Genomic DNA, 25926 nt, shown 5'->3' with positions numbered 1-25926 from the left:
ACGTCCCCGTCGGCATGCGATCAGCCCTTCAGCGCGGTGACCACGACCTCGATCAGCGCGCTGCCGCCGAGATCGGCAACGCCGACGGTGGCACGGGTCGGTAGATTGTCGCCGAAGAACTCGGTCCAGGCCGCGTCCATCTCCTTTTTCTTGGAGAGATCCGTGACGAAGATCGAGGCGCTGACGACCCGGCTCTTGTCGGTTCCCGCTTGCTTGAGATAGCCGGCGATCTTGCTGAGAATGTTGCGGGTCTGCTCGCCCATCGAGACCGAGGTGTCGTCGGCGATGGTGCCGCCGAGGAAGACGAAGCCATTGGCTTCGACGGCGCGATGCATGATGGGCGTGCGGATGCTGCGGGTGATGCTCATGATGTCCTCTTTTGCTAGAGCGTGACGATATTCAGTAAGTCTGGATTGGCGAAGCCGGTGAGCCCCCTCTCCCGCTTGCGGGAGAGGGTCGGGGAGAGGGTGTCGCCACAAGGGGGCACTCCCCCAGAGGAGGAAGCCCTCACCCGGCGCTTCGCGCCGACCTCTCCCGCAAGCGGGAGAGGTTGAGAGAGTTCGGAGCAACCGATCGGATTCGACAACTTCTCATCCCTGGAGCGTGGAAGGATGGAAGCGGTCGATGCCGAGATCGCTGATTCGCGTCTGGCTGCCGCCGTTGACGATCAGCTCGGCCATCACGGCCCCCGCGCCGGGGCCGAGCTGGAAGCCGTGCAGCGAGAAGCCGAACTGATGATAGAGACCCTTGTGACGGCTGCTCGGCCCGAACACGGGAATATCGTCCTTCATCTTGGCTTCGATGCCGGCCCAGGCGCGCACGATGGTGGCGCTGCGCATCACCGGGAACAGCTCGAACACGGTGCGCGCACTGGTCGCAAGACTCTTCCAGTCCAGCACCGTCTCGTTGCGATCCTGGTATGGCGTTGCCAGATGGCCGCCGCCGATCAGCACGGTGCCGTTCTTGAATTGTTTGAAGGAGAGCTTTCGGCCGCGCAGGATCACGACGGGGTCGATGAAGTGCGGCACGCGCGAGGTGATCATCAGCATCGGCGCCACGGTCTCGACCGGCACCGGCTCGCCGAGATCAGCCGCGATCTTGCCGGCCCAGGCACCGGCGGCATTGACGAGTACCGGCGCAGCAAAGATTTCAGGGCCGACGTCGACATGCCAGAGGCCATCACGGTGGCGGATGTTGGAGGCGGCGAGGCCCTCGCGTACGGTCGCGCCGAGGTGCTCGGCCTTGCGCCGGAACGCCGTCGTCGTCTGCGCCGGATTGGCCGCGCCGTCACGGCGCGAGACCACGCCGCCGGGGCAGGTCTGGGCGACCGCCGGCACGAGACGCCGCAGTTCAGCCGCATCGATCAGCTCTTCATGGGTAAAGCCGAGCGCGTTCAACTCCGCGACGCGCGCGCGGCAGACCGCAAGCTCATCCTCGTTCTCCGCGACCAGCACCTGGCCGTAGCTTTCAAAGCTGCAATCGTCGTCGACAAGTTCCGAAATCTTCTCCCAGATCCCCATCGAACGGATCGACAGCGGAATCTCGGGAATGTGCCGCGCAAGCTGGCGTACCCCGCCGGCATTGACTCCCGAAGCGTGGCGGCCGGCATAGTCCTTCTCGATCAGCACCGGCTTCAGGCCGGCGAGGCACAGATGCAGCGCAGTCGAGCATCCGTGGATGCCGCCGCCGACGACGATCGCATCCACGTTTGTGGTCATCCGCGCACCACCGCCTTGACGTCCGCCTCGCTCTTGGGAACGGCTGCGAGCTCGGCGAGCGTGATCGGCTTCACCGGCGCGCGCAGCCGGTAATAGCCGATCTCCTGCGGCGTCTTGCCGCGCGCCTGCGCCATCAACTCGGTGACGGTGAGGCCGCAGAGCCGGCCCTGGCACGGACCCATGCCGGTGCGGCGATAGGCCTTGAGCTGGTTCGGCCCGGTCGCGCCGATCGCGACGGAATCGAGCACATCCTTGGCGGTCACCTCTTCGCAGCGGCACACGATGGTATCGCCCGAGGGAATCCGGAACTGCGGTGCCGGCCGGAACAGCGTGTCGAGGAAGACGCGGCCGCGCTCGGCCTTGGCGAGATCGGAACGGAGCGTTGCCATCGCGGGCAGCTTTGCAGCGGCCGCCGGCGCCAGGGCTTCCACCGCCGCGCGCGCCGCGATCCGCCCGCGCACCACGGCAGCATTCGCGCCGCCGATGCCGGCGCCATCGCCGGCGATCGCGATCCCCGCGACCGACGAGTTGCCGTTCGCATCGAGCACCGGAGACCAGCAGAGTTGCAGGTCGTCCCAGCGATGCTCGACGCCGGCCGCCATCGCCAGATTGACGTTGGGCACCACGCCTTGATGCAGCAAGAGCAGATCGGCGGGAATGGTCTCGCGCCTACCGCCCGCGACATAGCTCACGCTGGCGAGCTGACCGTCACCCGAGGCCGAGAGCTCGGTGACGCCGGAGACAACCTGCACCTTCGCCTTGACCTCGCGCATCATCGACAGGCCCTTGGCGAAATAGGGCGAGGTCAGGAAGGCGAAGGCATGCGGCAGTGCCGCGAAATAATTGCCGCGCTCTGTGGTGTCGAGAATGCGGTCGATACGGCCGCCAAGGCGAAGGATCTGCGCGGCGAGCAGCCAGAGCAGCGGCCCCTGTCCTGCGATCACGGTGCGTCCGTCCGGCACCAGCGCCGACGATTTCAGCATGGTCTGTGCCGCGCCGGCGGTCATCACGCCCGGCAACGTCCAGCCGGGAATCGGGAACGGCCGCTCCAGCGCCCCGGTCGCGAGGATCACGCGCTTGGCCTTGACGAAGGCGGACGCGCCGCCAAGCGAGACGGCGATCTCGAGGTTGCGGTCGAGGCTCCAGACGGTCGCGCGATGAATCACCTCGGCGCTGCTCGCTCGCAGGGACTGCACGAGATCGGCGCCAACCCAATAATCCGCGCCGAGTTGGTTGCGGTCGGTCACCGGCGTCGAGGCGATGGCGCGGAACACCTGACCGCCAGGGCCCACGTTCTCGTCGAGCAGCAGCGTCGAGAGGCCGGCTTCGGCGGAGGTCGCAGCGGCGGCAAGGCCCGCAGGCCCCGCGCCGATCACCACGACATCATAGTCTTCGCGCTTGGGAGCCACAGTCATCTTCCGATCTCCCGCTTGCCCTTCTGGATCTCGATCTGCATGCCCTCGGCGACGGGCACGAGGCAGCCCTGCCGGTTGCCGACGCCATCGATGGTGACCAGGCAGTCGAAGCACACGCCCATCATGCAATAAGGCAGGCGCGGCGCACCGCTCACCGCCGTCGAGCGACGTGCGTCGCAGCCGGAGGCCAGCAGCGCGGCTGAGACGGTGTCGCCCTGGCGCGCCGCGACGGCAACGCCGTCGACGAAGATCTGCAGCTGCGGACGCTTGTCCTGTTCGGATCGCTTAAACATGGGATGCCTCTTGGCTCCTTGATATCTTTAGTAGCCGCTGTCGTTCGCCGCGCCGGCGCCGCCGAAGCGGCTGGCCGAGAACGCGCCGACCAGCTCGGGCTCGAGCGCGCCCTGCGCGACCATGCGCGCGATCTCGAAAGCGTGGTTGGAGGCGAGCGTCACCCCGGAATGGCAGCAGGCGACGAAGGCGCCGGGATGCGTCTCCGACTGGTCGTAGATCGGAAAACCATCCTGCGGCATCACGCGGATGCCGGCCCAGCTCCTGATCACGTTGAGCCGCGACAGATGCGGGAACATGCGTTGCGCACGATCTGTCATCACCGCGCTGATCGAATGCTTCAGCGCGCGATCGTCCAGCTCGTCCTCCTTGCTGTCGCCGATCATCACCGTGCCTTCGTCGGTCTGGCGGATCGTGGTCAGTGGGTGCGGCAGGAACGGCATGGTGCGCTCGGTCACCACGATCTGGCCGCGGGTCGGGCCCATCGGAGCAAAGAGGCCGACCATCGGCGCCAGCGTCTGGTTGGCGTTGCCGGCGGCGAGCACGATTTTTGCGGCGCGCAGTTCGCCCTTCGGCGTGGTCAGGCGGAATTCGCCGCCGCTCTTGCTGATCGCGGACACCGGCCGCTCCGGGAAATAGTCGATGCCGAACGCCCTGAAGCCGGTGTGGAACGCGCGGAAGGTGCGCAGCGAATTGACGTGACCGTCGAGCGGACAATAGCTGCCGCCGGAGACCTCGGGGCCGATCAGCGGCAGCGACTTCTTCACGTCGGACGCCGAGAGCATCTCCATCTTGTAGTCGGCCGCGCCGGCCTGGTTGTGCATCCGCTTGACGAGGTCGGTGCGCTGGCCGAATTCGTCATCGCCGAGGGTGAGGTGAAAGCCGCCATTCTGCTGCAGGCAGACGTCGAGACCGGTCTGCTGCTTCAGCTCGGACGCCAGCCGACTCCATGCCTGCGACGCCTGCACGGTCCACACCGTATAGGCGGGCATGCCGAGCCCCTTGCTCTGCACCCACACCAGCGCGAAGTTCGCGCGCGAGGCGCGCTTGGTGATATCGCCTTCGTCGAGCACGGCGACCTTCTTGCCGAGCCGGCCGAGGCCCCAGGCTATCGCGGAGCCGAGCAGCCCGCCGCCGACGACGGCGACGTCGTAGTCTGATTTTTGTCTGGACGCGTTTTCTTCACGCGAACCGGCGCCCACTTCGCTCGAAAACGCTTTGGACATAAGTTCTCCTATCGCCCCGTATCGCCCTTGCCGGCGAGCACGCGGTCGAGCCCGTAGAAGCGGTCGAGCAGAATGAGGGCGGTCATGGTCACAGCGATCACGCAGGCCGAGACCGACGTCACCAGCGGATCGATGTTGTCCTGGATATAAAGGAACATGCGCACCGGCAACGTCTCGGTGCCGGGCGCGGCGAGGAAGACGGTCATGGTGAGATCGTCAAAGGACTGGATGAAGGCCAGCGCCCAGCCACTGATGACGCCGGGCAGGATCAGCGGCAGCGACACGCGGCGAAACAGCGTCCAGCCGCCAGCGCCGAGCGAGACCGCTGCCATCTCGACCGTACGGTCCATGCCTGTCGCCGCCGCCAAGGTCAGCCGCAGCGCGAACGGAAACACGATGATGACATGGGCGATGATCAGCGCGGCAAAACTGCCACCGAGTCCTGCCGAGGTGAAGAAGCGCAGGAAGGCAATGCCGAGCACGACATGCGGGATCATCAAGGGCGACAGGAACAGCGCCGCCAGCGCATCGCGTCCGCGGAAGCGATAGCGCGCGATCGCGAGCGCCGCCGGCACCGCGAACAGCAGCGCGACGAACGACGAGAGCGCCCCTAACCCAAGGCTGACCCAAAAGGCGTGAATGAATTCGGGATAGTTCGCGATGGTCCTGAACCAGCGCAAGGAGAAACCGTTGGTCGGCAGCGACAGGAAGCCTTCGGGCGTGAACGCGACCAGGCAGACCACCAGGATCGGCGCCACCATCACGACCACGAAGATGGTGTGGAAGATCAGCGCGAGCGGGCCATTCCGTCTCATCGGAACACCTCCGCATAGCGCCGCTCGATCAGCGCGTTGCTGCCGACAACGATCAAGACCAGTGCGACCAGCAGGAGCGTCGCGACCGCCGCCCCGAGCGGCCAGTTCAGGGTGTTGAGGAATTCGTCATAGGCAAGGGTCGCAGCAACCTTGAGCCGGCGGCCGCCGATGATCGCGGGTGTCGCGAAGGCGCTGGCCGAGAGCGAGAACACGATGATGGCGCCCGACAGCACGCCCGGCATGATCTGCGGCATGATGATGCGGCGAATGATGGTGACGGGGCCGGCGCCGAGCGACATCGCGGCATTCTCGATCTGCGGATCGAGCCGCTGCAATGCCGCCCACACCGAGAGCACCATGAACGGCATCATCACATGCGCGAGCGCGACCACCATGCCGGTTTCGGTGAACATGAAGGGGATCGGCGAGCGGATCGCGCCCAGCGACATCAAGAGCTTGTTGACGAGGCCGTTGTTGCCGCCGAACAGAAGCGCCCAGCCGAGCGTACGCGCCACCACGGAGATCAGCAGCGGGCCGAGAATGACCAGCAGGAAAAAACTCTTCCAGCGGCCACTCATGCGGTTGAGGATATAGGCTTCGGGTGCCCCGAGCAGCGCCGTGAGCAGCGTGGTCAGGATCGCAATGCGAAACGTCCGCCAGAACATTTCGGCGTAATAGGGATCGGTCGCGATCTCGTGCCAGTTCTTGAGGATGAAGACCGGCTCGATGCCCTTGTACTGGCCCCAATCGTGGAACGACAGCATCACCGTCATCGCCAGCGGAATCAGCAGCACGCCGACGAACAGTATCAGGGCGGGCGCCGTCAGTGCCCACGGTGCACGTACACTGCGCTCCTCGGCGGCCATGCTCATGCGCCGGTCCTCGCACGCATGCTCATGTCCTCGGGCCGCCAGGTGAGGCGAACGGCCTCGCCTTCGGCCGGCTGGGCCTTGCCGTCATTCTGACGGATCACGATCGCCGGGCCGCACTCGCTCTCGCACTGGAACAGCCAGTGGTTGCCCTGGAAAATGCGCGTGATGATCTTCGCATCAAGACCGGCATCGCCAAACCCGATCCTTTCGGGGCGAATGCTGAGGGTGACGGGACCGCTCAGCCCGGCCGGCGCCGGCGCGCTCCATGAGCCCGCCACCAGCTGTGCCGGCGAGACCGTCCGGTCGATCGTCCCGGCAAAATCATTGGTCTTGCCGAGGAATTGCGAGACGAAGGCCGAGGCCGGCTTCTCATAAGTCTCCTGCGGCGTGCCGATCTGCTCGATCTTGCCTTGGCTCATCACCACGATGCGGTCGGACAGCGACATCGCCTCGTTCTGGTCATGCGTGACCAGGATCGTCGTGGTGCCGATAGTGCGCTGGATCTGGCGCAGCTCGATCTGCATTTCCTCGCGCAGCTTGGCGTCGAGGTTCGACAGCGGCTCGTCGAGCAGCAGCACGCTCGGCTTGATCACCAGCGCGCGCGCCAGCGCCACGCGCTGCTGCTGGCCGCCCGACATGCGGCGGGGATGACGGTCCTCAAAGCCGGCGAGGCCGACCATCGCGAGTGCGGAACGAACGCGCTCGGCCCGTTCGCCACGCGGCACATTGCGCATATCGAGGCCAAAGGCGACGTTCTCCGCCGCCGTCATGTGCGGAAACAGCGCGTAGCTCTGGAACACGATACCGAGGCCGCGCTTGGCCGGATGGATCGCGGTCAGGTCCTTGCCCTCCAGGCGGATGGCGCCGCGTGAGGGATCAAGGAAGCCCGCGATCATCTGCAACGTCGTGGTCTTGCCGCAGCCGGAGGGGCCGAGGAAGGAGATGAACTCCCCCTTCCCCACCGACAGACTGAAGTCGTCGACCACAGTCTGCGCGCCGAACTGTTTTGCGACCCGGACGAGCTCGAGATAGGCCATGCGCTGTCTCCGCAAACGATCAGATCAGCGCTCGACCTCGCGATTCCAGCGCTTGGTCCACTCCTCGCGCTTCTCGTTGATGACGGTCCAGTCCGGATTGTAGAGCTTTGCCGCGCGCTCGCCGATCGGCGCCATCTTGCCGAGCTCGGGCGGGATCACCAGCGATTTCAGCACCGGGCCGTAGCCGTAATCCTTCAGCATCACGAGCTGGATTTTTGGATCGAGCAGCATCTTGACGAAGCTTGCCGCCAGCGGCGAGGCATTGGGCTTGGCGATCGGACACGCCGTCGTCAGCAGCGTCGCAGCGCCTTCCTTGGGATAGACGAAGTCGACGGGGAAGCCGGTATTGGCAAAGCTCTGCACGCGGCCGGTCCCCCACACCGCGATCACGGCCTGACCGGACTGGAACAGCTCGGTCATCTTGCCGGGCGACGGCTCATAGGCGAGCACGTTCGGATTGATCTGTTCCTTGAAGATCTTGAAGCCGGAATCGACGTTGGTCTCGCCGCCGCCGTTCATCTTCGACAACATCACCAGCGCTTCGAGACCGTAAGTGTTGTTGATCGGCGGGATCACGAGCTGCTTGGCGTATTTCGTGTCCTTCAGGTCGTTCCAGGAGGTCGGCGGCGCCCAGCCTTTCTCCTTGAACACCTTGGTGTTGTACATCAGGCCGGTCGCGACGATACCGATGGCGACGGCACGATCGTCCTTGAAGCGCGCGGCGTCGTAGAGATCGGCGGGCAGGCCATCGAGCTTGCCGCAGAAGCCGAGCTGGATCGCCTGGTACATCGGGCCGTCATCGACGATGGCGACGTCGATCTGCTGGTTGCCCTTCTGCGCCTGCAGCTTGGCCAGCGTGTCGGTGGAGTTGCCGGCGACGTATTCGACCTTGACGCCGTTCTCCTTCTCGAAGGCTGGGACTACTTCGTCGCGGATGGTCTTCTCGAACGAGCCGCCATAGCCGGCGACGTAGAGAGTCTTTTGCTGGGCCGAGGCGGCTGACGGGGCGGCAATGAGCGCTGCGATGCTGACCGCGGTCAGAAGGCGAAAAGTCTTCATGTGGACCGATCTCCATACCGGAATGAGGTGACGTGCCGACAAGTCTCCGGCCGGGGCGCCTTCCGCATTTCCTTCCGCGCAAATCCCTCTCAGACCAGGGCTCCGGCCCCTGTTCGGCGGGTTTTGGCGCGATTTGGAGGTTTGAACCCCTCCAATCTGCCGAAAATGCGAGCTGGCTCCAGCTCTGATGAAAAAGATCGCAGACGTATACTTCCATCGTCCAATGAATAATGGCACCCTCTGCATGCCGAAATGTTATGATTGGATTGCGGGATGGCGCGGATCAATTCGCGGCAGGTGGAGGCCTTCCGCGCGATGATGCTGACCGGCAGCGTCACGGAGGCTGCGAAGCTGATGGTGGTGACGCAGCCCGCGGTCAGCCGGTTGCTGCGCGACCTCCAGGCCCTGTTGAAAATGGAGCTGTTCGAGCGGCGCGGCACCGGCCTCGTGCCGACCGCGGCGGCGATGGCGCTCTATACCGAGGTCGAGCGCTCGTTCGTCGGCCTCGAACGCATCAGTGCGGCGGCCGAGGAAATCCGCGGCCGCCGCACCGGCTCGCTGCGCATCGCCGCGCTGCCGGCGCTTGCGAACGGCTATCTGCCGCGCCTGGCCGGACACTTCCTGCAGGAGCGGCCGAACCTCAACCTTGCTTTCTTCGGCGTGATCTCTCCGATCGTGGTCGACTGGGTTCTGAACAATCAATGCGACATCGGCTTTGCCGAGGTGCCGATCGCCCATTCCGGGCTGCCGAGCCTGCGACTGCCGGCGCCCGCGCGCGTCGCGGTGCTGCCGACAGGTCATCGCCTTACGGAGAAGGACGTCCTGGAGCCGCGCGATTTCGAAGGCGAGACGTTCATCTCATTGTCGGCGGGATCATCGAGCCGGCATCTCGTCGACCAGGTGTTCAATCGTCACGAGGTCCGCCGCGTGCTCAGGGTCGAGACCACGTTGTCGGAGATCATGTGTGGCATGGTGTCGTCAGGGCTTGGCGTCGCGATCTGCGACCCTTTCACCGCGAGGGAATTCTCCACCCGCGGCGTGGTCGCGCGTCGCTTCCTGCCACGCATTGACTTCGAATTCTCCGCCGTCTTCCCGGCGCAGCGCAGTCCCTCGCCGGTGGCGCTGGACCTGGTCGAGACCATGCGCAAGGCGCTCGCCGAATTCGACGATTAGGCCGAATGCTCTTGGGTCGGACGATCCGGCCGCAGGGTCGCTGCAACCTCTCCCGCTTGCGGGAGAGGGAGCGCACTTCCTTCGCCAGAACAATCAGCCGTTGAACGCCGCCTGCGCCTCCGGCAGATCCCAGATCTTGCCGATCGCGGCGGTGCCCGCGACCGTGATCGCCGCTTCGTCAGCGCCGAGATAGCGGCCGGCATCGATGAGCACGCGGCCATCGACGATCACCTGATCGACATTGGCGCGGTTGGCGAGCGCGATCAGCGCGCGGCGCGGATCGAACAACGGCTGAAGATGCGGATGGGTGAGATCGACCACGGTGAGGTCGGCGGTTGCACCCGGCTCGATCCGGCCGAGATCCGGCCGCTTGATGACGTCGGCGGCCACCGCCGTGTTCGCCTCGATCAACTCGGGCGAGTTCGCGACGTCAGGGCGCGCCGAGGTGATCTTGGAGATCAACGACGCCGCGTTGAGCTCGCCGAGCAGGTCCATATTGTAGCCGTCGGTGCCGACCACCGTGCGCACGCCGTGCTCCGCGAACCGGCTGAACGCCGCGGTGACGCCGGCGCGCGCGAACACGCGCGGGCAATTCAGAACGGTCATGCCGCGCGCGGCCATCAGCTTGAGATCGTCGTCGCTGCTGAACATGCAGTGCGCCGCCATCAGGTCAGGCGCCAGCAGGCCGAGCCAGTCCAGGTACTGCGCCGGCGTGCGGCCGCCGTAGCGCTTGCCGATGGTCTCGACCTCGGCGCGGCTCTGCGCCATGTGCGTGGTGATGGGAACGCCGAGCTCGCGCGCCCGCGTCGCGCAGGCCTTCAGCAGATCCGGGCCGCAGGTGTCGGTGGCATGCGGGCTCATGGCGAGGCCGATGCGGCCGTCGCCGCGATCGTTCCAGCGCTGGTAGAGCGCATCCCATGTCGCCAAGTCGGCGGCGCCGTCATCGCCGGAATAGCGCACCACACCGTCGGGGCCGGCCTTGGCGTCCGACGTCGAGAACAGATAGGGCGCGCCGTAGAAGCGGATGCCCATCTCTTCCGCCGCGTCGAACATTTCCGGAATCGAATTGCGGAACGGCTCCATCGCCGTGGTGGCGCCGCCCTTGAGCAGCTGGAGGATGCCGAGCCGCGCCACCGCCATGCGTTCTTCGGCCGACAGGATCTCGGCGCCGCGCTTGGTCAGCGGCAGCAGCACGGTGTAAACGATGCTCTGGTTGTTCTTGCGGCCGTTGCCGTCCTCGGTATGGCTGCGCGCCACGGCCTCGGAGAAGCAGTGATTGTGCAGATTGAGCAGGCCCGGCAGCACGAAGCGGCCGGGACGGTCGTAGACCCGATCCGCGCGCGGCTTGTCCGGCGTGACCGCGGCGATTGTCTTGCCTTCGATCAGAACCCAGTGGTCGCGCAGCACGTCCTGCGCGCCATCTTTCCGCGACAGCACATAGCTGCCGAAAATTGCGATCGTGCTCATGCGGGGCGTACGTTCCAGAACACGGCCGTGCCGTCGAGAATACCGGTGATGGCTTTGCGATAAGCGGTCGGCTGCTTGTACAGACCGATCGGAATATAGGGGATTTCCTCAAACGCCACCGCCTGGATCTCGCGGCAGACGCGCTGCTGCTCGGCGAGCTCGGACGCCGCCAGCCACTGGCTGCGCAAGGACCCCATCTTCTCGCTCGCATACCAGCCGGCAACCTTGCCTTCGCCGCGGATATTGGTGTTGCCGGCCGGATTGAGCCAGTCGATGCCCTGCCAGTTGCCGACCGCAGCGCTCCAGCCGCCCTGCCCGATCGGGTCCTTCTTGAGTTGACGCTGCAACACGACGGCGAAATCGAGCCCGGCATATTCCACGTTCATGCCGGCCTTGCGAAGCGAGTCCACGGCGATCTCGCCAAGCGGTTTCTGCGCCAGCGAGTTGGTGGGCACGAGCACCACGATCTTCTCGCCATTGTAGCCGGCGGCTTTCAGGTCGGCCCTGACCTTGGCGTAGTCGCGTGGGCCGCGGAACACGTCGAGGCCGACCTCGCTCGCCATCGGTGTGCCGGGCGCGAAGTAGCCGATCGGCGAGACCTGGAAGGCAGGATCGGTGCCCGCAACGGCAGTCATGAATGCCGCCTGATCGATCGCGCCCAGCAACGCGCGGCGGATCGCGGGATTGTCGAACGGCGGCTGCAGATGATTGAGCCGCAGCATGCAGGCATAGCCGCGGGGATCGAGGATGCGCGTCTCGATGTCGCCGGCGGCCTTGATGACCGGCAAGAGGTCATGCGGCGTGGTCTCCTGCCAATCCTGCTCGCCGGTCTGGAGCGCAGCAACGCCAGTGCCGGCGTCGGGCGTGGTGGTCCAGACCACGCGATCGTAATGCGCGATCTTCGGCCCGGCGGTCCAATCCGGCTTGCCGTCAGTGCGCGGCTGATAGCGCTCGAACTTGGCGTAGGCGTTGCGCGCGCCCTGCACGCGTTCATCAGCGAGATAGCGGAACGGGCCGCTGCCGATCACTTCGGTCAGCGGCTTGAAGGGATCCTGGCTCGCCAATCGCTCCGGCATCATGAAGCAGGCGTTGATCGCGGCCTTGCCGAGCGCCTGCGGCAGCAGCGGGAACGGACGCTTGAGACGGAAACGGATGGTGCGGTCGCCTGCGGCCGAAAGCTCGGCGGTCGCCTCCATCAGCTCGCCGCCAAAGCCGTCGCGCGCGGCCCAGCGACGGATGCTGGCGACGCAGTCGCGCGCGAGCACGCGCTCGCCATCGTGCCAGAACAGGCCGTCGCGAAGCGTGAGGTCCCACTGAAGCTCGTCGCCGGAGATGACGTGGCCCGACAGCATCTGCGGCGAAACCTGGAGCGAGGAGCTCATGCCGTAGAGTGTGTCGTAGACCATGAAGCCATGGTTTCGCGACACCTGCGCGGTCGAGTAGATGGGATCGACGAAAGCGAGATCGATCACCGGGATGAAGCGCAGGGTGGTCTGGGATTCGGCGCGCACGATGCCGGGCAGCGATAACGCCGGCATGGCTGCGGCGGCCTTGAGGAGCGAACGGCGGGAGATAGGCATTGCAGGAGGCTCCTAAGTGTCTAAGTGTCGCGATGTGCAGCCGCAACGGCAGCGCGCTCCCTCCCCCGCTTGCGGGGGAGGGCTGGGGAGAGGGTGCCTCCGCAGGCGAGGGCCCCCAAGAGGAGAGAGCCCTCACCCGCGCCTTCGGCGCGACCTCTCCCGCAAGCGGGAGAGGTCGCAGCGAGTGCGCGGCCAGAGCGGGTGTCAAGAGAACGCGGCTTCATCATTCGCATGTTACGCATTGAGCAACACCGCACCGATCGCAGCGGCCACCGCCTGTTGCGCCGGCTCAACCACCGGCACGCCGATCGCCTCCGCGATCGCCGCACGATGCGAGACCATGCCGGCGCAGCCCATCACCACGACATCGGCACGGCATTGCGTGACCAGGGCGCGGGCGGCATCGATCAACCGTCCACGAATGTCCGCGCCCGCGGTTTCCGCTGCGCTCGCGCCGACCGACCAGCTTCCGGCATAGCGGCTATCGACGCCCATCACCCGCGCCATCCGTTGCTGGCGGCGGATGCTCGACGGCGACAGCGCGATCACGCCAAAGCGCTCGCCCAGCATCAGCGCGCGAAAGATGCCGCACTCGGCGATGCCCATGACGGGGCGGCCGCCGGCGGCTTCACGCACCGCATGCAGGCCGGGATCGCTGAAGCAGGCGAGCACGAAAGCATCTGCATCGTCGCGCGTGACGCGATTGACCAGCGGCATCACCACGCTGTCGGCATCGCGCTGCGAGCTGATGCCCGGCGGGCCCTCGGGAAGCCCGGTCACCTCGATGTCAGGTCCGCCGGCGATCCGCAGCGGCGCAACCGCGTCGTCGATCGCCGCCGTCACCGACGCCGAGGAGTTGGGGTTGATGACGAGGATGCGGCGACGGCTCATGACGGGACTCAACGGCTCGCCGCCTCGTGGCGCAGGAAGTTTTCCGCGATCTTCTCACCCGTGGTGATCCAGACGTCCGGGCACGACTTTGCGTAAGTCAGGAACTCGCGCAGCAGGCGCAGCCGCATCGGCCGGCCGCTGCACTGCGGATGCAGCACGGTCGTGACCATCGCGCCCCAGTCGCGGACCTCGTCCAGCTCGTCCTTCCACATTGAGAGCACATGCTCCTTGGGAAAGATCGAGCGCGGGCTGAAGCGTGCGGACAGGCCGTGCATCCAGTCATCGTAGCTCGCCGTGACTGGCAGCTCGATCGTGCCAGGCTTGCCGTCGGCGAGACGATGGCGATAGGGCCTGACGTCATCGCGGAACGAGGACGTATAGACGATGCCGTGACGCACCAGCGCGACGCGCAGCTCCTCGGTGAACTCGCCGTAAGGCGCGCGGTAACCGGTCGGCTTGACGCCGAGCCGGCGCTTCAGCGCCTCGAAGCCACGTTCCAGCTCCTCCTCGATCCAGGGATCGCCCGGATCAGGCAGCAGATGATGATAGCCGTGATGGCCGATCTCGTGGCCGGCCTTGAGGATCGACTCGGCCATCGCCGGATGCGCATCGACCGACCACCCCGTCACGAAGAACGTGGCCTTGAGATCGAGCTGATCCAGCAGCTCCAGCAGCTTCGGCGTGCCGACGCGCGCCTCATAACCGCCATAGCTCATGGTGATCAGCCTCTGCGCATGCACTGCGTCCTTGCTGGTCCACGCGCTCTCCGCGTCCACGTCGAACGACAGGAACATCGCCGAATTATACGGCTTCGGCCAGGGATAGTCCGGCGCCGGATCGGCGGTATTGGCAGGGACGAGCGGGATGCTCTGGAGTGCCTTACTGTCCAGCATTGATGGTCGCCTTCTCGATTGCGTTATCGCTCAGTTTCCACTTCGCCAGCAGGGTCTTGTAAGTGCCGTCCGCGATCAGCGCATCGACAGCCTCCAGCATCGCCTGATGAAGCGCCTTCTCCTTCACCGGCAGGGCAATGCCGGTGAATTGCTGCGCAAGGGTCTGGCCCACCGGCGCATAGGCGCCGGGCTCCTGATCCATGATGTAGGGTAGCGTCTCATCGCCCTGCACGGCGGCGTCGATACGCCCCTGCCTGAGCTGGGTGCGGGCATCCGCCGAGCCGTCGGTGCCGACGAACACGATCGGATTGCTGCCGCAGCTCTTCTCGCTCCACGCCGCGATCTGGGCCGGGAACATGGTGCGGCGGCTGGCACCGACCTTCTTGCCGCAGAGCGCGGCGGCATCCTTGAACTCCGCCGCGCGCGATTGCTGCACGAAGAAGCGCGGGCCGCTGCGAAGATAGTCGACGAAGGTCGCGGTCTCATGCCGGCTCGCATAGTCGGTGAAGCCCGACAGGATCGCATCCGCCCGCCTCGTCGCGATCGACGGCATGAACTCGGCGAAACTCGTCTCCTGCCATTCGATCTTGACGCCGAGCTTGCGGCCGATCGCCTCACCGAACTCGACATCGAAGCCGGAGAGCGCGTTGGTGGCGGGATCGCGGAACTCCATCGGCGGATAGTTCGGCACCAGCGCCACCTTGATGCTGCCGCGCTTGGCGATCTCCGCGGGCAGCTCGATCGCCATCACCGGCAAGCTCATGGCACCCAGGAACGCCGCCGCAACCAAAAACCTCTTCATCAACACGCCCCCATTCAGATCACAGCCGCAAGAAATGCCTTGGTTCGCGCCTCGCGCGGCGCGCCCAACACGTCGCAGGCGCGCCCCTGCTCCACGATCGCGCCCTGGTCCATGTAGACGACGCGGTCCGCGACCTCGCGCGCAAAGCCGAGCTCGTGCGTCACCACCATCATGGTCATGCCGCTCTTCGCCAATTCCTTCATGACGGCGAGCACCTCGCCGACGAGTTCGGGATCGAGCGCGCTGGTCGGCTCGTCGAACAGCATCAGCATCGGCTTCATGGCGAGCGCTCGCGCGATCGCGACGCGCTGCTGCTGGCCGCCGGAGAGCTGGGCCGGATACCAGTCCGCCTTCGCGGACAATCCAACGCGGCGGAGCAACTCGAGTGCTTCGGCGCGCACTTCCTCGACCTTGCGTCCCTGAACCTGGACCGGACCTTCGATGATGTTCTCCAGCGCGGTCTTGTGCGGGAACAGATTGAAGCGCTGGAACACCATGCCGGTCTTGAGCCGCTGCCGCCCGATCTCGCGCTCGCTGAGGCGATGGAGCTTCCCGCCCTGCTCGCGCACCCCGAGCAGCTCGCCATCGAGCCAGATGCCGCCGGCATCGATCGTGGCGAGCTGGTTGATGCAGCGGAGCAGCGTGGTCTTGCCGGAGCCGGAGGCGCCGATGGCACATCACCTCGCCGGGCCAGACGTCGAGCGAGACGCTTCTGAGAGCCTGGAACTCTCCAAAATTCTTGGCTACGGAGCGGATCGCGACCAGGGGCTTTGTCATCGCGCCAGCCGCAATGTGCCGCGGGCAAAGCGGCGTTCGAGCAGCATCTGGAGCGGGGTCAGGATCGAGACCACGAGCAGGTACCAGAGCCCGGCGACGATCAAGAGCTCGATGACGCGGGAATTGGCGTAATAGATGTTTTCGGCGTTGTGCAGCAGCTCGGGATATTGAATGACGCTGGCGAGCGAGGTGGCCTTCACCATGCCGATGAACTCGTTGCCGAGCGGCGGAATCACCACCCGCATCGCCTGCGGCAGCACGATCCGCCGCAGCGCGCGCAGCCGCCCCATGCCGATCGCCTGCGCCGCTTCATATTGCCCGATATCGACCGACAGCATGCCGGCGCGCATCACCTCGGAGGTGTAGGCGCCCTGGTTGATGCCGAGCCCGAGCAGCGCGGCGAGGAACGGCGTCATGACGTCGACGGCGCGCGCACTCCACAGCCCGGGAATGCCGATGGTCGGAAACACCAGCGCGAGATTGAACCACAGCAGCAATTGCAGGATCAGCGGGGTGCCGCGGAACAGCCAGGTGTAACCGGCCGCGACCGTCTTCAGCACCGGATTGGGCGACAGCCGCATGATCGCCACGACGATGCCGAGGAAGATCCCGAGCGCCATTGCCAGCACCGCCATCACCATGGTGTTGACGATGCCTTCGAGGATGACCTTTGCGGTCAGGAAACGGCTGACATAGGACCATTCGATCTGGCCGCCCGCGAAGGCGCGCACGATCGCGGCCAGCACGAGCACGATCAGGGCCGCGCTGAGCCAGCGAAACCAGTGCGGCTCGCGCGCGATCCGCATCCCCGACAGATCGGGAAACCCCTCCGCGAGTGCCGGCGCCGGCTTCATTGCGGCGCCGCGTTCAGCATGGGTTTTGCGATAGCGTTGGCGCCCAGCCCCCATTTGTCGAGAATCGCCTCGTAGGAGCCGTCAGCGATCATCGCCGCGAGTTTTTCCGTGACCGCCTCGCGCAAGGCTGCATCGTCCTTGCGGAACATGATGCCTTGATAACCTTTGGCGAAGGGCTCGCCGACGACGCGGTATTTGCCGGGCTCCTGCGTCTGGGCATATGGCAGCGTCTCGCTGCCCTGCACGGCGGCATCGATGCGCCCCTGCTTGAGCTGGTTGCGGACGTCGATCGAGTTCTCACCGGGCACGTACTGGATCGCCGGTTTGCCGGTCGGCTCGCAATTCTGCTTGCTCCACTTCTCGATCTCAACCGGAAAGCTGGTGCTGCGGGTGGTGCCGACCTTCCTGCCGCAGAGATCGGTCGCGTCCTTGGCCGCATTGTCCGCCATCACGAAGAACTGCGGGCCGGTCGCAAGATAGTCGACGAAATCGGCGGTCTCGCGCCGCGAGGCGCGGTCGGAAATGCCGGAGATGATGAAATCGGCACGCTTGGTCTGGAGCGAGGGGATCAGCTCGGCGAACGGCGTCTCGCTCCAGACGATCTTCAGGCTGCCGAGCCGCTTGGCGAGCTCGCTCGCAAGATCGATGTCGAGCCCGACCAGCTCGCCCGTCGCGGGATCGCGATATTCCATCGGCGCGTAGGTGGAGTTGACCGTGAGCTTCAACGTGCCCGCCTGCCTGATTTCCGCCGGAAGCTCGGCCGCCTGCGCCGACGTCACGGCGGCCAGGGCTGCCAGCCCAAGGAAATGCGAGAGGCGTGTCATGTCAGCTCCTTTGCCAACGGTTGGCCGGTCCTATTGCCGTGCCATTTGGTCAGTCCGCGTCGAGAACGGCCGGCTCGATGACGCCGGCGCGTTCGGTGATCACCCTGTATTGCTCGGGCCGCCGATGGGCGGCGAAATTGAACATCTTGTCCTTGCCCTGGCGGCACAGATCGAGATCGATGTCGGCAACGATTACCTCATCGGCGAGCGTCTGCGCCTGCGCGACGATGCGGCCATTTGGATCGACGATGCAGGAGCCGCCGATCAACCCGGAGCCGTCCTCCTCACCCGCCTTCGCCACCGAGATCGCCCAGGTCGCGTTCATGTAGGCATTGGCCTGCGTCACCAAGGTCGAGTGGAAGGTACGCAAGGCGCCGTCTTCGGTCGTGCCGCCGTTGGGATCGTAGGCGGCCGAATTGTAGCCGATGCAGACGAGCTCGACGCCTTGCAGACCGAGCACGCGCCAGGATTCCGGCCAGCGCCGATCGTTGCAGATCATCATGCCCATGATGGCATGAGCCCAGGCCGATCCCGCGCGGAAAGCGGGAAAGCCGAGGTCGCCATATTCAAAATAGCGCTTCTCGAGCTGCTGATAGCGTGCGCCCTCGCGAGGCTCGACCGAACCCGGCAGATGCACCTTGCGATAGCGGCCCAAAATCTCGCCGTCGCGATCGACCAGGATGGAGCAATTGTAGCGCCGGCGCTCCGGCGTCAGCTCGGCATAGCCGACATAGAAGCCGACGCGCAGCGCTCGCGCGCGATCGAACAGCTTGGCCACCGCCGGGTTCGGCATGCCGCGCTCGAAATAACGGTCGAGCGCTTCGCCCTCCAGCAGCCAGCGCGGAAAGAAGGTGGTGAAGGCAAGCTCGGGAAACACCACGAGGCTGGCGCCGCGGCCGGCCGCCTCCTCCAGCAATGCCAGCATCCGCCACAACGTATGCTCGCGCGTATCGGCTTTTTGCGTCGGCCCCATCTGGGCAGCGGCGGCGCGAAGGACGCGAACCAAGATTGCCTCCAATCTGTGCGCAGTGCTGCCTCAATGGGCGAACGAACCCATTGATGCGACGCGCAAATCCGCTGCCATTACGGGCGAGCGGGGCTGCAAAATCAATTCGTTCTGCTATGATGTTTTGGCCCTGAGTATAACCGGCAGTGATATGAACCTGCGTCAGCTCGAGATCCTGCGTGCCGTCATCCGCCACCGCACCACGGTGGCGGCAGCGGACGAGCTGGCACTGTCGCAGCCCGCGGTCAGCAATGCGCTGAAGACGATGGAGGCGCAGGCGGGCTTTGCATTGTTCGAGCGGGTCAACAACCGGCTGTTTCCGACCGCGGAAGCGATGGCGCTCTACAAGGAGAGCGAAGCCATCTTCGCGCTGCACGCCAAGCTGGAGAACCGTGTGCGCGATCTGCGCGAGAACCGCTCCGGCCATCTTGCCATCGTGGCGACGCCGCCGCTCGCCTACAGCATCATTCCGTCCGCGCTGTCAGGCTTCCTGCGCCGCCGCCCGGGGACCCGCGTGTTCTTCGACGTGCGCCGCTATGAGGGCATCATCGAGGGCGTGCTCAGCCGCGTCGCCGAGCTCGGCTTCGCGCTCGGCCTGACGCGTCATCCCGGCATCGCGCATGAGGTGGTACACACGGGTGAGATGGTCTGCGTGCTGCCGCAGCAGCATCCCCTCGTTGATAGGCCGGTGATCTCCGCTTCCGACCTTTCCGGCCTGCCCTTCATCGGGCTGGAGCGCGGCACACGGCTCGGCGAAGCCGTGCGCGATAGCTTTGCCCGGGCCGGTGCGCCGTTCCAGCCGACCGTCGAGGTGCGCTATTGCAACACGGCCTGCGTGCTGGCTGCCGCCGGCGTCGGCGCCGCGGTGGTCGACCCGTTCTCGCCGCGGCAGAACGGCGGCAGCGGCCTCGTGGTGCGGCCGTTCGCGCCGACGACGCACGCGGTCGCCTATATGCTATGGTCGGAAGCCGAGCCGCTGTCGCGCCTCGCCAAGGCTTTTCTTAACGAGGTCCGCAAGGAGAGCACGCTGCTGGCGCGCACAGCGCCACACCAGCAACATGGGGCAGAAAGCGACTGAGCTTCGCAACCTTTGACTTTGGGAGGCACATGGCACGCATCACCATCATCGAGACCGGAGAGGTCCCGGAAAAATACCGCGGGCGCCACGGTTCCTTTCCCGATATGTTCGCCCGCATGGTCCGCACCGAGGACCCGGCCGCCACAATCGAGGTCATCAGCATCCCGAATGGCGATACGCTTCCCGATCCGAGCAAGCTTGAGGCCGTCCTGATCACCGGCGCCGCTGCCGGAGTCTATGACGGCCTCGACTGGATCGCGCCGCTGGAAGATTTCGTGCGGGCCGCCTACGCCAGCAAGACACCGATGGTCGGCGTCTGCTTCGGTCATCAGCTGATCGCCCAGGCGCTCGGCGGCACCGTGCGCAAGTCGGAGAAGGGCTGGGGCATCGGCCGGCACGTCTATCAAGTGCTGCCGGAGAACGGCGTCGTCGACGGCGAAGCCATTGCGATCGCCGCCTCGCATCAGGACCAGGTGATTGAACCCCCGAACGATGCGCTGACGATCCTGTCGTCGGAGTTCGCCCCGCATGCCGGTCTGCTCTACGCTAACGGCACGACGCTGACCGTGCAGCCGCATCCGGAGTTCGACGTCGAGTTCGCGCAAATATGCTGCGAGCTGCGCGACGGCAAGGCGCCGGACGATGTCGTCGCAACAGCGCGAGCATCGCTGGCGGAACCGATGGACAACGCGAAGCTCGGTGGGGCAATTACGCGGTTTCTGGCACGCAAATCCATCCCCTCATCCTGAGGAGCGCGCTCTTCGCGCGCGTCTCGAAGGATCGAGGCCCCACTGCGGCAGCGGGGCCTGCATGGTTCGAGACGCCGCTTCGCGGCTCCTCACCATGAGGAGTGAGAGTTCTTCAAAACGGATCGCTTCCCAGTCCCGCGACATCGGCCGGCCGTGGCCCCGGCGCCGGCCAGTGAAACCGGCGATCCTTTTCCGCAATCGCGATGTCGTTGATCGACGCCTCGCGCCGTTTCATCAGGCCGTGCTCGTCGAACTCCCACTGCTCGTTGCCGTAGGAGCGATACCACTGGCCGTTTCCATCGTGCCACTCGTACTGGAAACGCACCGCAATGCGGTTCTCGTCGAAGGCCCAGAGGTCCTTGATCAGGCGATAGTCCTGCTCCTTCTCCCATTTGCGGGTGAGGAAGGCGACGATCGCTTCGCGGCCCTGAAACACCTCGGAGCGATTGCGCCAGCGGCTGTCCTCGGTGTAGGCGAGCGAGACGCGCACCGGGTCGCGTGAATTCCAGGCGTCCTCTGCCATGCGCGCCTTTTGCGCTGCGGTCTCACGGGTGAAGGGCGGAAGCGGCGGGCGCGACATGGTGGCCTCATCGGTTGATTGAGGCCGCAATCTATCGCCCCGTTTGACGGAGTCGATAGGCCATCACAAATCGGGCGATCACGAAACCAAATCGGCCTTCATCAGCGTGCGGATCGATTTCGGGATCGGCTGGGCGCGGCCGCCGCTGATGAAGGCGACGCGGACCTCGGCTTTCACCAGCACGTCTTCACCGCGCCGCACCTCCTGCGCCAGCATGATCGAGGCGCCCTTCACCGCGACCGGCCAGGTCACGACGTCGAGCACGTCGTCCATCCGCGCGGGCTTGAGGAAATCCAGATGCATCGAGCGCACCACGAAGGCGAAGCCCGTGCCTTCCGTCTCGGCCTGCTCGAACAGCGCCTGCTGCTCGGCGCCCATCAAGCGCAGATGATTGGTGCGTCCACGCTCCATGTAGCGCAGATAATTGGCGTGATAGACGATGCCGGAAAAATCCGTGTCCTCGTAATAGACGCGGACCTGCATGTGGTGCCGGCCGTCGCGGATCTCGCCGTCGAGATGAGCTGTCACGTCGCGAGCCTCTTCGCTTGTCGGTAACCGACCCCGTTCTGCGCAAAAACGGCCGACCGCGCAAGCCTGTCAGGACACAACCAGCCCTGACCTTCCCAGCGTCACCTCGACGATCTCAGGCGGCACGCCGACGCGGACCGGCATGATGCTGCAACCGAGGCCGCCGGAAACGATGAGGTCGCATCTCAGCCGGAAGTGACCATAGGCGAGGCGGACGCCGTGTTTCGGCGAGACGGCCGGCGACCAGCCGAGCAAGCGAACCTGGCCGCCATGGGTGTGGCCGGACAATTGCAGCGCGACGCGCGCAGGTACCAGTGGCGCGATGTTGGGTTCATGTGCGAGCAGGATGACCGGCGCATCGTCGGTGACCTTCGCCAGCGTGCCTGCGAGATCGTCGGCACCAAGCCTGTGGACGCGGCCAAAGCGCTTTGCGGGATAGTAGGCCAGCTGATCGCCGAGCCCGGCAAGCCAGAACGGGCGGCCGTCCTTGGAAAGGCGCACGACGTCGTTCTCGTAGACGGGAATGCCGGCTGCCTCCAGCGCCCAATGCGCGATGGTTGGCCCGTGCCCCGCGCGCTGCACGGTCTTGTCGTCCCAATAATCGTGATTGCCCATCACCGCATGGACGCCGAGCGGCGCCTTGAGGCCGGCCAGCACCCTCGCCCATTCGCGCGACGGAATGAGGCGCGTGACCTGGTGAAGACCGGCGACATAGTCACCAAGCAGCACGACGAGGTCGGCCTTCAGCGCATTGGTGCGCTCGACGATGCCCTCGATCCGCTCCAGCGACATCCAGGGATCGCAGGCATGGATGTCGGCGATGGCGGCGATCTTCAGCGGAAGATCCGCAGGCCATTGCCGCGGCGTCGGATGATAGCGGGTGACGCGGAGCCGCAGCACCGGCTCGACGCCCACGCCGTAGGCAGCGGTCGAAACGCCGAGGGCGGACAGGCCGCCGATGGAACGAATGAGATGACGGCGCGTGATCATGGAAACCCGATCGAGATGCGCCCTCTTGATGCGGTCCGATTGGAGCGGAATTGGGGTGCGCTCGTGCAGATCGTCTGCACGAGATGACCGGAAATTCATGACAAAAGGAGCGCGCGGCGTTTGCGCAGATCAGTCGTCGCTCTCATCCGTCCCGAACAGGCCGAACTGTGCCGCCGCATCGCGCGACGGCTCGGCGATGCCGAGATGGCGGAAGGCATGCGAGGTGAGCAAGCGGCCGCGCGGAGTACGCTGGAGGTAGCCGCACTGGATCAGATACGGCTCGATGATGTCCTCGATCGCGTCGCGCGGCTCGGACAGTGCCGCGGCCATGGTCTCGACGCCGACCGGGCCGCCGCCATAGTTCATCGCGATGGTCGTGAGATAGCGGCGATCCATGGCGTCGAGGCCCGCGGCGTCGACCTCGAGCGCGCTCAGCGCGTGGTCTGCGATCTTGCGATCGATCTTGTCCGCATCGGCCGCCGAGGCGAAGTCGCGCACGCGACGGAGCAGGCGCCCGGCGATGCGCGGCGTGCCGCGGGCGCGGCGCGCGATCTCGTTGGCGCCGTCCGCGCTCATGCCGACATTGAGCACGCGCGCGCCGCGGCTGACGATGCTTTCCAATTCCTCGATGGTGTAGAAATTCAGCCGCACCGGAATGCCGAAGCGATCGCGCAAGGGATTGGTGAGCAGGCCGGCGCGCGTGGTGGCGCCGATGAGCGTGAATTTCGACAGCTCGATCTTCACCGAGCGCGCCGCCGGGCCCTCGCCGATGATGAGGTCGAGCTGAAAGTCCTCCATCGCGGGATAGAGCACCTCTTCCACCGCCGGGCTCAGGCGATGAATCTCGTCGATGAAGAGCACGTCGCGCTCTTCGAGATTGGTCAGCAGCGCGGCGAGATCGCCGGCCTTGGCGATCACTGGCCCTGAGGTGGCGCGAAAGCCGACGCCGAGCTCTTTCGCCACGATCTGCGCCAGCGTGGTCTTGCCGAGTCCCGGCGGACCCACGAACAGCACGTGATCCAGCGCCTCGCCACGCTTGCGCGCCGCCTCGATGAAGATGGAGAGGTTCTTGCGCGCCTGCTGCTGGCCGACGAAATCGGACAGCGATTGCGGCCGCAGCGCGGTGTCGCCGACATCGTCGCTGCGGCGCTCGGGCGAGACCATGCGGCTGGCTTTGGGATCGCTCACTTAGCCAATTCCTTCAGGCCGAGGCGAATGAGCTGCGCCGTCTCGGCACCTTCGCCCGCGCTACGCGAGGCCGACGCGATGGCCGCGGCGGCCTGCGGCTGGCCGTAGCCGAGATTGACCAGCGCGGAGATCGCGTCCGCTACCGGACGCGGTGCGCGATGGTCGTCGACGGCACCGGCGAGGTGCACGACGGCGGGATCGACATTGGCGAAGGCCGGCGCCTTGTCCTTCAGTTCGGTGACGATGCGCTCGGCGACCTTGGGGCCGACGCCGGGCGTGCGCGACACCGCTGCCTTGTCGCGCAACGCAATCGCATTGGCGAGATCGGCCGGCGCCAGCGTGCCGAGCACGGCGAGCGCAACCTTGGCGCCGACGCCCTGCACGGTCTGGAGCAGGCGAAACCATTCGCGCTCCTGATCGGTGCGGAAGCCGAACAGTTTGATTTGATCTTCGCGGACGTAGGTCTCGATCGAGAGCACGGCGGCCTCGCCGGGCGAGGGCAGATGCTGCAGCGTGCGCGAGGAGCAGTGCACCTGATAGCCGACGCCGCCGACGTCGAGGATGACGAAATCCTCGCCGTAGGAATCGATCAGGCCCTTGAGCTTGCCGATCATAGGCTCGCCACCCTCAACCTGAGCGCCGTGCTCTGGCGGTGATGGGCGTGGGTGATGGCGATGGCGAGCGCGTCGGCGGCGTCGGCTGACGGCGGCTCGGCCTTCGGCAGCAGGATCTTCAACATCATCGCGATCTGGGCCTTCTCGGCGTGACCGGCGCCGACGACGGTCTTCTTGACCTGATTGGGCGCGTATTCGGCGACCGAGATGCCGAACATTGCGGGCGCCAGCATGGCGACGCCGCGGGCCTGACCGAGTTTGAGTGTGGCGACGCCGTCCTTGTTGACGAAGGTCTGCTCGACCGCGGCTTCCATTGGCTGATGGTTCGAGAGCACGGCCGCGAGCCCTGCATGGATCGCGAGCAGCCGGCTCGACAGCGGCAGGTCGCTCGGCGGTTCCACCGAGCCGCAGGCCACATAGATCAGGCGGTTGCCGTCAGCCTCGATCACGCCCCAACCGGTGCGGCGCAGGCCGGGGTCGATGCCGATGATGCGAACGGGGCCACGAATCGGGAGCGCAGTCATGGGCCAGTGATAGCGGCTGGCCGGGCGCAGGGAAACAGAAACAGAACGGAAGTAACAGGGGAAAGGCGGTCTCGTGCCCCGGGCGCGACGCAGCGCGAAGCGGTGCGGCGCTGAACCGGGGCCCATTTTGCCACCGATCCCTAGCGAACAGTGGGTCCCGGCTCTGCGCAGCAGCGTTTCACGCTGCAGCGCGTCCGGGACACGAGAACGACTTCAGCCACCCATCTTCGCCATCAGCGCGTCCGACACCTCGAAATTGGCGTAGACGTTCTGGACGTCGTCGTGCTCGTTGAGCAAATCCATCAGCTTGAGCAGCTTCTCGCCGGTCTCGTCGTCGACCGTAACAGTGTTCTGCGGCTTCCAGATCAACGCGGCTTTGCGCGGTTCGCCGAACTTGGCCTCCAGCGCCTTGGCGACGTCGCGATAACCTTCGGTCGAGGCGTAGATCTCGTGGCCGCCTTCGCCGGAGACGACGTCGTCGGCGCCGGCTTCGATCGCGGCATCGAGCACGGCGTCGTCGGAAGCAACGGCGCGGTCGTATTCGATGACGCCGGTGCGATCGAACATGAAGGAGACCGAGCCGGTTTCGCCGAGATTGCCGCCGGACTTGGTGAAGAAGGAGCGGATGTCGGAGGCGGCGCGGTTGCGGTTGTCGGTCAGCGCCTCGACGATGACGGCGACGCCGCCGGGGCCATAACCCTCGTAGCGGATCTCGTCATAGTTCTCGCCATCGCTGCCGAGCGCCTTCTTGATGGCGCGCTCGATATTGTCCTTCGGCATGTTCTCCTGGCGCGCGGCGATCACGGCGGCGCGCAGACGGGGGTTCATGCCGGGGTCGGGCGTGCCGAGCTTGGCGGCGACCGTGATTTCCCGCGCCAGCTTGCCGAACAGCTTCGACTTCTGGGCATCCTGCCGCCCCTTGCGGTGCATGATGTTCTTGAATTGGGAATGTCCGGCCATGCGTGGTCTCTTGAG

General features: G+C 65.8%; 27 protein-coding genes and 1 pseudogene. 3 read left to right on the top strand and 25 right to left on the bottom strand.

Going from position 1 to position 25926, the window contains the following annotated elements:
- Window positions 1–20: 20 nt before the first annotated feature.
- From XH84_RS09550 to XH84_RS09510, 9 genes are all read right to left on the bottom strand, one after another.
- Window positions 21–368: a RidA family protein gene (locus tag XH84_RS09550; protein WP_128922067.1), complete on the bottom strand. Its 348-nt coding sequence runs from the start codon at window positions 366–368 to the stop codon at window positions 21–23.
- A 222-nt stretch (window positions 369–590) separates the two neighbouring features.
- Window positions 591–1718: an NAD(P)/FAD-dependent oxidoreductase gene (locus XH84_RS09545; RefSeq protein WP_128922068.1), complete on the bottom strand. Its 1128-nt coding sequence runs from the start codon at window positions 1716–1718 to the stop codon at window positions 591–593.
- Window positions 1715–3133 (bottom strand): FAD/NAD(P)-dependent oxidoreductase, encoded by a 1419-nt coding sequence (locus XH84_RS09540; RefSeq protein WP_128922069.1) that lies wholly within the window; start codon window positions 3131–3133, stop codon window positions 1715–1717. Before XH84_RS09540 ends, XH84_RS09545 begins: the two co-directional genes overlap by 4 nt.
- Complete coding sequence (locus XH84_RS09535; protein ID WP_128922070.1) at window positions 3130–3426, bottom strand: (2Fe-2S)-binding protein; 297 nt, start codon at window positions 3424–3426, stop codon at window positions 3130–3132. The genes XH84_RS09540 and XH84_RS09535 overlap by 4 nt, the downstream gene beginning before the upstream one ends.
- Window positions 3427–3453: 27 nt before the next feature.
- Window positions 3454–4650: an NAD(P)/FAD-dependent oxidoreductase gene (locus XH84_RS09530; RefSeq protein ID WP_245471655.1), complete on the bottom strand. Its 1197-nt coding sequence runs from the start codon at window positions 4648–4650 to the stop codon at window positions 3454–3456.
- An 8-nt stretch (window positions 4651–4658) separates the two neighbouring features.
- Entirely contained in the window at window positions 4659–5465 is an 807-nt protein-coding gene (locus XH84_RS09525; RefSeq protein ID WP_128922071.1) for an ABC transporter permease, read from the bottom strand.
- Window positions 5462–6337 carry an ABC transporter permease gene (locus XH84_RS09520; protein ID WP_128922072.1) on the bottom strand — a complete coding sequence of 292 codons (876 nt, stop codon included), beginning with the start codon at window positions 6335–6337 and terminating at the stop codon, window positions 5462–5464. Before XH84_RS09520 ends, XH84_RS09525 begins: the two co-directional genes overlap by 4 nt.
- Window positions 6334–7374, bottom strand: a complete 1041-nt coding sequence (locus tag XH84_RS09515) for an ABC transporter ATP-binding protein (RefSeq protein WP_128922073.1) — start codon at window positions 7372–7374, stop codon at window positions 6334–6336. Before XH84_RS09515 ends, XH84_RS09520 begins: the two co-directional genes overlap by 4 nt.
- A gap of 24 nt (window positions 7375–7398) precedes the next feature.
- Complete coding sequence (locus tag XH84_RS09510) at window positions 7399–8433, bottom strand: ABC transporter substrate-binding protein (protein WP_164936589.1); 1035 nt, start codon at window positions 8431–8433, stop codon at window positions 7399–7401.
- 273 nt (window positions 8434–8706) lie between these two features.
- Here XH84_RS09510 and XH84_RS09505 point away from each other — a divergent pair, with 273 nt between their 5' ends.
- On the top strand, window positions 8707–9606 hold the full coding sequence (locus XH84_RS09505) for a LysR substrate-binding domain-containing protein (RefSeq protein ID WP_128922075.1): 900 nt from the start codon (window positions 8707–8709) through the stop codon (window positions 9604–9606).
- Window positions 9607–9699: 93 nt separating this feature from the next.
- Here the strand turns inward: XH84_RS09505 and XH84_RS09500 are convergent, their stop codons facing one another.
- From XH84_RS09500 to XH84_RS09460, 9 genes and pseudogenes are all read right to left on the bottom strand, one after another.
- A complete protein-coding gene (locus XH84_RS09500; protein WP_128922076.1) occupies window positions 9700–11073 on the bottom strand; it encodes an amidohydrolase family protein in 1374 nt (457 codons plus the stop codon).
- Entirely contained in the window at window positions 11070–12653 is a 1584-nt protein-coding gene (locus XH84_RS09495; protein WP_128922077.1) for an ABC transporter substrate-binding protein, read from the bottom strand. Before XH84_RS09495 ends, XH84_RS09500 begins: the two co-directional genes overlap by 4 nt.
- A 234-nt stretch (window positions 12654–12887) precedes the next feature.
- Window positions 12888–13544, bottom strand: coding sequence for an aspartate/glutamate racemase family protein (locus XH84_RS09490; protein ID WP_128922078.1), 657 nt, complete (start codon window positions 13542–13544; stop codon window positions 12888–12890).
- A gap of 8 nt (window positions 13545–13552) precedes the next feature.
- Window positions 13553–14437, bottom strand: coding sequence for a polysaccharide deacetylase family protein (locus XH84_RS09485; RefSeq protein ID WP_128922079.1), 885 nt, complete (start codon window positions 14435–14437; stop codon window positions 13553–13555).
- Complete coding sequence (locus XH84_RS09480) at window positions 14424–15239, bottom strand: ABC transporter substrate-binding protein (protein WP_164936590.1); 816 nt, start codon at window positions 15237–15239, stop codon at window positions 14424–14426. Before XH84_RS09480 ends, XH84_RS09485 begins: the two co-directional genes overlap by 14 nt.
- Before the next feature lie 14 nt (window positions 15240–15253).
- Window positions 15254–16016: pseudogene (locus XH84_RS09475) on the bottom strand (amino acid ABC transporter ATP-binding protein).
- Window positions 16013–16870, bottom strand: a complete 858-nt coding sequence (locus XH84_RS09470) for an amino acid ABC transporter permease (RefSeq protein WP_164936591.1) — start codon at window positions 16868–16870, stop codon at window positions 16013–16015. The pseudogene XH84_RS09475 and the gene XH84_RS09470 overlap by 4 nt, the downstream one beginning before the upstream one ends.
- A complete protein-coding gene (locus tag XH84_RS09465) occupies window positions 16867–17694 on the bottom strand; it encodes an ABC transporter substrate-binding protein (RefSeq protein WP_128922082.1) in 828 nt (275 codons plus the stop codon). Before XH84_RS09465 ends, XH84_RS09470 begins: the two co-directional genes overlap by 4 nt.
- Window positions 17695–17743: 49 nt before the next feature.
- Window positions 17744–18700: an N-carbamoyl-D-amino-acid hydrolase gene (locus XH84_RS09460; protein WP_128922083.1), complete on the bottom strand. Its 957-nt coding sequence runs from the start codon at window positions 18698–18700 to the stop codon at window positions 17744–17746.
- A gap of 151 nt (window positions 18701–18851) precedes the next feature.
- On the opposite strand from XH84_RS09460, the gene XH84_RS09455 reads away from it, so the two are divergent.
- Window positions 18852–19778, top strand: a complete 927-nt coding sequence (locus XH84_RS09455) for a LysR family transcriptional regulator (RefSeq protein ID WP_128922084.1) — start codon at window positions 18852–18854, stop codon at window positions 19776–19778.
- Window positions 19779–19807: 29 nt separating this feature from the next.
- Window positions 19808–20527, top strand: coding sequence for a type 1 glutamine amidotransferase (locus tag XH84_RS09450; protein ID WP_128922085.1), 720 nt, complete (start codon window positions 19808–19810; stop codon window positions 20525–20527).
- 112 nt (window positions 20528–20639) lie between these two features.
- On the opposite strand, the gene XH84_RS09445 is transcribed toward XH84_RS09450, so the two are convergent.
- The 7 genes from XH84_RS09445 to XH84_RS09415 form a co-directional block, all read right to left on the bottom strand.
- On the bottom strand, window positions 20640–21107 hold the full coding sequence (locus XH84_RS09445; RefSeq protein WP_128922086.1) for a nuclear transport factor 2 family protein: 468 nt from the start codon (window positions 21105–21107) through the stop codon (window positions 20640–20642).
- Between the two features lie 78 nt (window positions 21108–21185).
- Window positions 21186–21635, bottom strand: coding sequence for a tol-pal system-associated acyl-CoA thioesterase (ybgC, locus tag XH84_RS09440; RefSeq protein WP_128922087.1), 450 nt, complete (start codon window positions 21633–21635; stop codon window positions 21186–21188).
- A gap of 69 nt (window positions 21636–21704) precedes the next feature.
- Window positions 21705–22625, bottom strand: a complete 921-nt coding sequence (locus XH84_RS09435) for a metallophosphoesterase (protein WP_128922088.1) — start codon at window positions 22623–22625, stop codon at window positions 21705–21707.
- A gap of 129 nt (window positions 22626–22754) precedes the next feature.
- Window positions 22755–23789 carry a Holliday junction branch migration DNA helicase RuvB gene (gene ruvB, locus XH84_RS09430; RefSeq protein WP_206734178.1) on the bottom strand — a complete coding sequence of 345 codons (1035 nt, stop codon included), beginning with the start codon at window positions 23787–23789 and terminating at the stop codon, window positions 22755–22757.
- Between the two features lie 20 nt (window positions 23790–23809).
- Entirely contained in the window at window positions 23810–24427 is a 618-nt protein-coding gene (gene ruvA, locus XH84_RS09425) for a Holliday junction branch migration protein RuvA (RefSeq protein ID WP_128922090.1), read from the bottom strand.
- Window positions 24424–24951 (bottom strand): crossover junction endodeoxyribonuclease RuvC, encoded by a 528-nt coding sequence (gene ruvC / locus XH84_RS09420; protein WP_128922091.1) that lies wholly within the window; start codon window positions 24949–24951, stop codon window positions 24424–24426. Before ruvC ends, ruvA begins: the two co-directional genes overlap by 4 nt.
- A 213-nt stretch (window positions 24952–25164) precedes the next feature.
- Window positions 25165–25911 carry a YebC/PmpR family DNA-binding transcriptional regulator gene (locus XH84_RS09415; RefSeq protein WP_128922092.1) on the bottom strand — a complete coding sequence of 249 codons (747 nt, stop codon included), beginning with the start codon at window positions 25909–25911 and terminating at the stop codon, window positions 25165–25167.
- Window positions 25912–25926: the final 15 nt, after the last annotated feature.

The organism is Bradyrhizobium nanningense (assembly GCF_004114535.1).
In the GTDB taxonomy this organism is placed as follows: Bacteria; Pseudomonadota; Alphaproteobacteria; order Rhizobiales; family Xanthobacteraceae; genus Bradyrhizobium; species Bradyrhizobium nanningense.
Note: the sequence above shows the minus strand (reverse complement) of the source record. Positions and strands in the feature narration are given on the sequence as shown.

Excerpts from the sequence above, each read along its gene's own strand:
- XH84_RS09465 (WP_128922082.1), bottom strand. The coding sequence starts at position 17,694 with ATGACACGCCTCTCGCATTTCCTTGGGCTGGCAGCCCTGGCCGCCGTG.
- XH84_RS09510 (WP_164936589.1), bottom strand. The coding sequence starts at position 8,433 with ATGAAGACTTTTCGCCTTCTGACCGCGGTCAGCATCGCAGCGCTCATT.
- XH84_RS09415 (WP_128922092.1), bottom strand. The coding sequence starts at position 25,911 with ATGGCCGGACATTCCCAATTCAAGAACATCATGCACCGCAAGGGGCGG.
- XH84_RS09480 (WP_164936590.1), bottom strand. The coding sequence starts at position 15,239 with ATGAAGAGGTTTTTGGTTGCGGCGGCGTTCCTGGGTGCCATGAGCTTG.
- XH84_RS09540 (WP_128922069.1), bottom strand. The coding sequence starts at position 3,133 with ATGACTGTGGCTCCCAAGCGCGAAGACTATGATGTCGTGGTGATCGGC.
- ruvA (WP_128922090.1), bottom strand. The coding sequence starts at position 24,427 with ATGATCGGCAAGCTCAAGGGCCTGATCGATTCCTACGGCGAGGATTTC.
- XH84_RS09530 (WP_245471655.1), bottom strand. The coding sequence starts at position 4,650 with ATGTCCAAAGCGTTTTCGAGCGAAGTGGGCGCCGGTTCGCGTGAAGAA.
- XH84_RS09470 (WP_164936591.1), bottom strand. The coding sequence starts at position 16,870 with ATGAAGCCGGCGCCGGCACTCGCGGAGGGGTTTCCCGATCTGTCGGGG.
- ruvB (WP_206734178.1), bottom strand. The coding sequence starts at position 23,789 with ATGGTCTCGCCCGAGCGCCGCAGCGACGATGTCGGCGACACCGCGCTG.
- XH84_RS09545 (WP_128922068.1), bottom strand. The coding sequence starts at position 1,718 with ATGACCACAAACGTGGATGCGATCGTCGTCGGCGGCGGCATCCACGGA.
- XH84_RS09435 (WP_128922088.1), bottom strand. The coding sequence starts at position 22,625 with ATGATCACGCGCCGTCATCTCATTCGTTCCATCGGCGGCCTGTCCGCC.
- XH84_RS09550 (WP_128922067.1), bottom strand. The coding sequence starts at position 368 with ATGAGCATCACCCGCAGCATCCGCACGCCCATCATGCATCGCGCCGTC.
- XH84_RS09535 (WP_128922070.1), bottom strand. The coding sequence starts at position 3,426 with ATGTTTAAGCGATCCGAACAGGACAAGCGTCCGCAGCTGCAGATCTTC.
- XH84_RS09505 (WP_128922075.1), top strand. The coding sequence starts at position 8,707 with ATGGCGCGGATCAATTCGCGGCAGGTGGAGGCCTTCCGCGCGATGATG.
- XH84_RS09485 (WP_128922079.1), bottom strand. The coding sequence starts at position 14,437 with ATGCTGGACAGTAAGGCACTCCAGAGCATCCCGCTCGTCCCTGCCAAT.
- XH84_RS09525 (WP_128922071.1), bottom strand. The coding sequence starts at position 5,465 with ATGAGACGGAATGGCCCGCTCGCGCTGATCTTCCACACCATCTTCGTG.
- ruvC (WP_128922091.1), bottom strand. The coding sequence starts at position 24,951 with ATGACTGCGCTCCCGATTCGTGGCCCCGTTCGCATCATCGGCATCGAC.
- XH84_RS09450 (WP_128922085.1), top strand. The coding sequence starts at position 19,808 with ATGGCACGCATCACCATCATCGAGACCGGAGAGGTCCCGGAAAAATAC.
- XH84_RS09445 (WP_128922086.1), bottom strand. The coding sequence starts at position 21,107 with ATGTCGCGCCCGCCGCTTCCGCCCTTCACCCGTGAGACCGCAGCGCAA.
- XH84_RS09500 (WP_128922076.1), bottom strand. The coding sequence starts at position 11,073 with ATGAGCACGATCGCAATTTTCGGCAGCTATGTGCTGTCGCGGAAAGAT.
- XH84_RS09515 (WP_128922073.1), bottom strand. The coding sequence starts at position 7,374 with ATGGCCTATCTCGAGCTCGTCCGGGTCGCAAAACAGTTCGGCGCGCAG.
- XH84_RS09495 (WP_128922077.1), bottom strand. The coding sequence starts at position 12,653 with ATGCCTATCTCCCGCCGTTCGCTCCTCAAGGCCGCCGCAGCCATGCCG.
- XH84_RS09520 (WP_128922072.1), bottom strand. The coding sequence starts at position 6,337 with ATGAGCATGGCCGCCGAGGAGCGCAGTGTACGTGCACCGTGGGCACTG.
- XH84_RS09455 (WP_128922084.1), top strand. The coding sequence starts at position 18,852 with ATGAACCTGCGTCAGCTCGAGATCCTGCGTGCCGTCATCCGCCACCGC.
- XH84_RS09490 (WP_128922078.1), bottom strand. The coding sequence starts at position 13,544 with ATGAGCCGTCGCCGCATCCTCGTCATCAACCCCAACTCCTCGGCGTCG.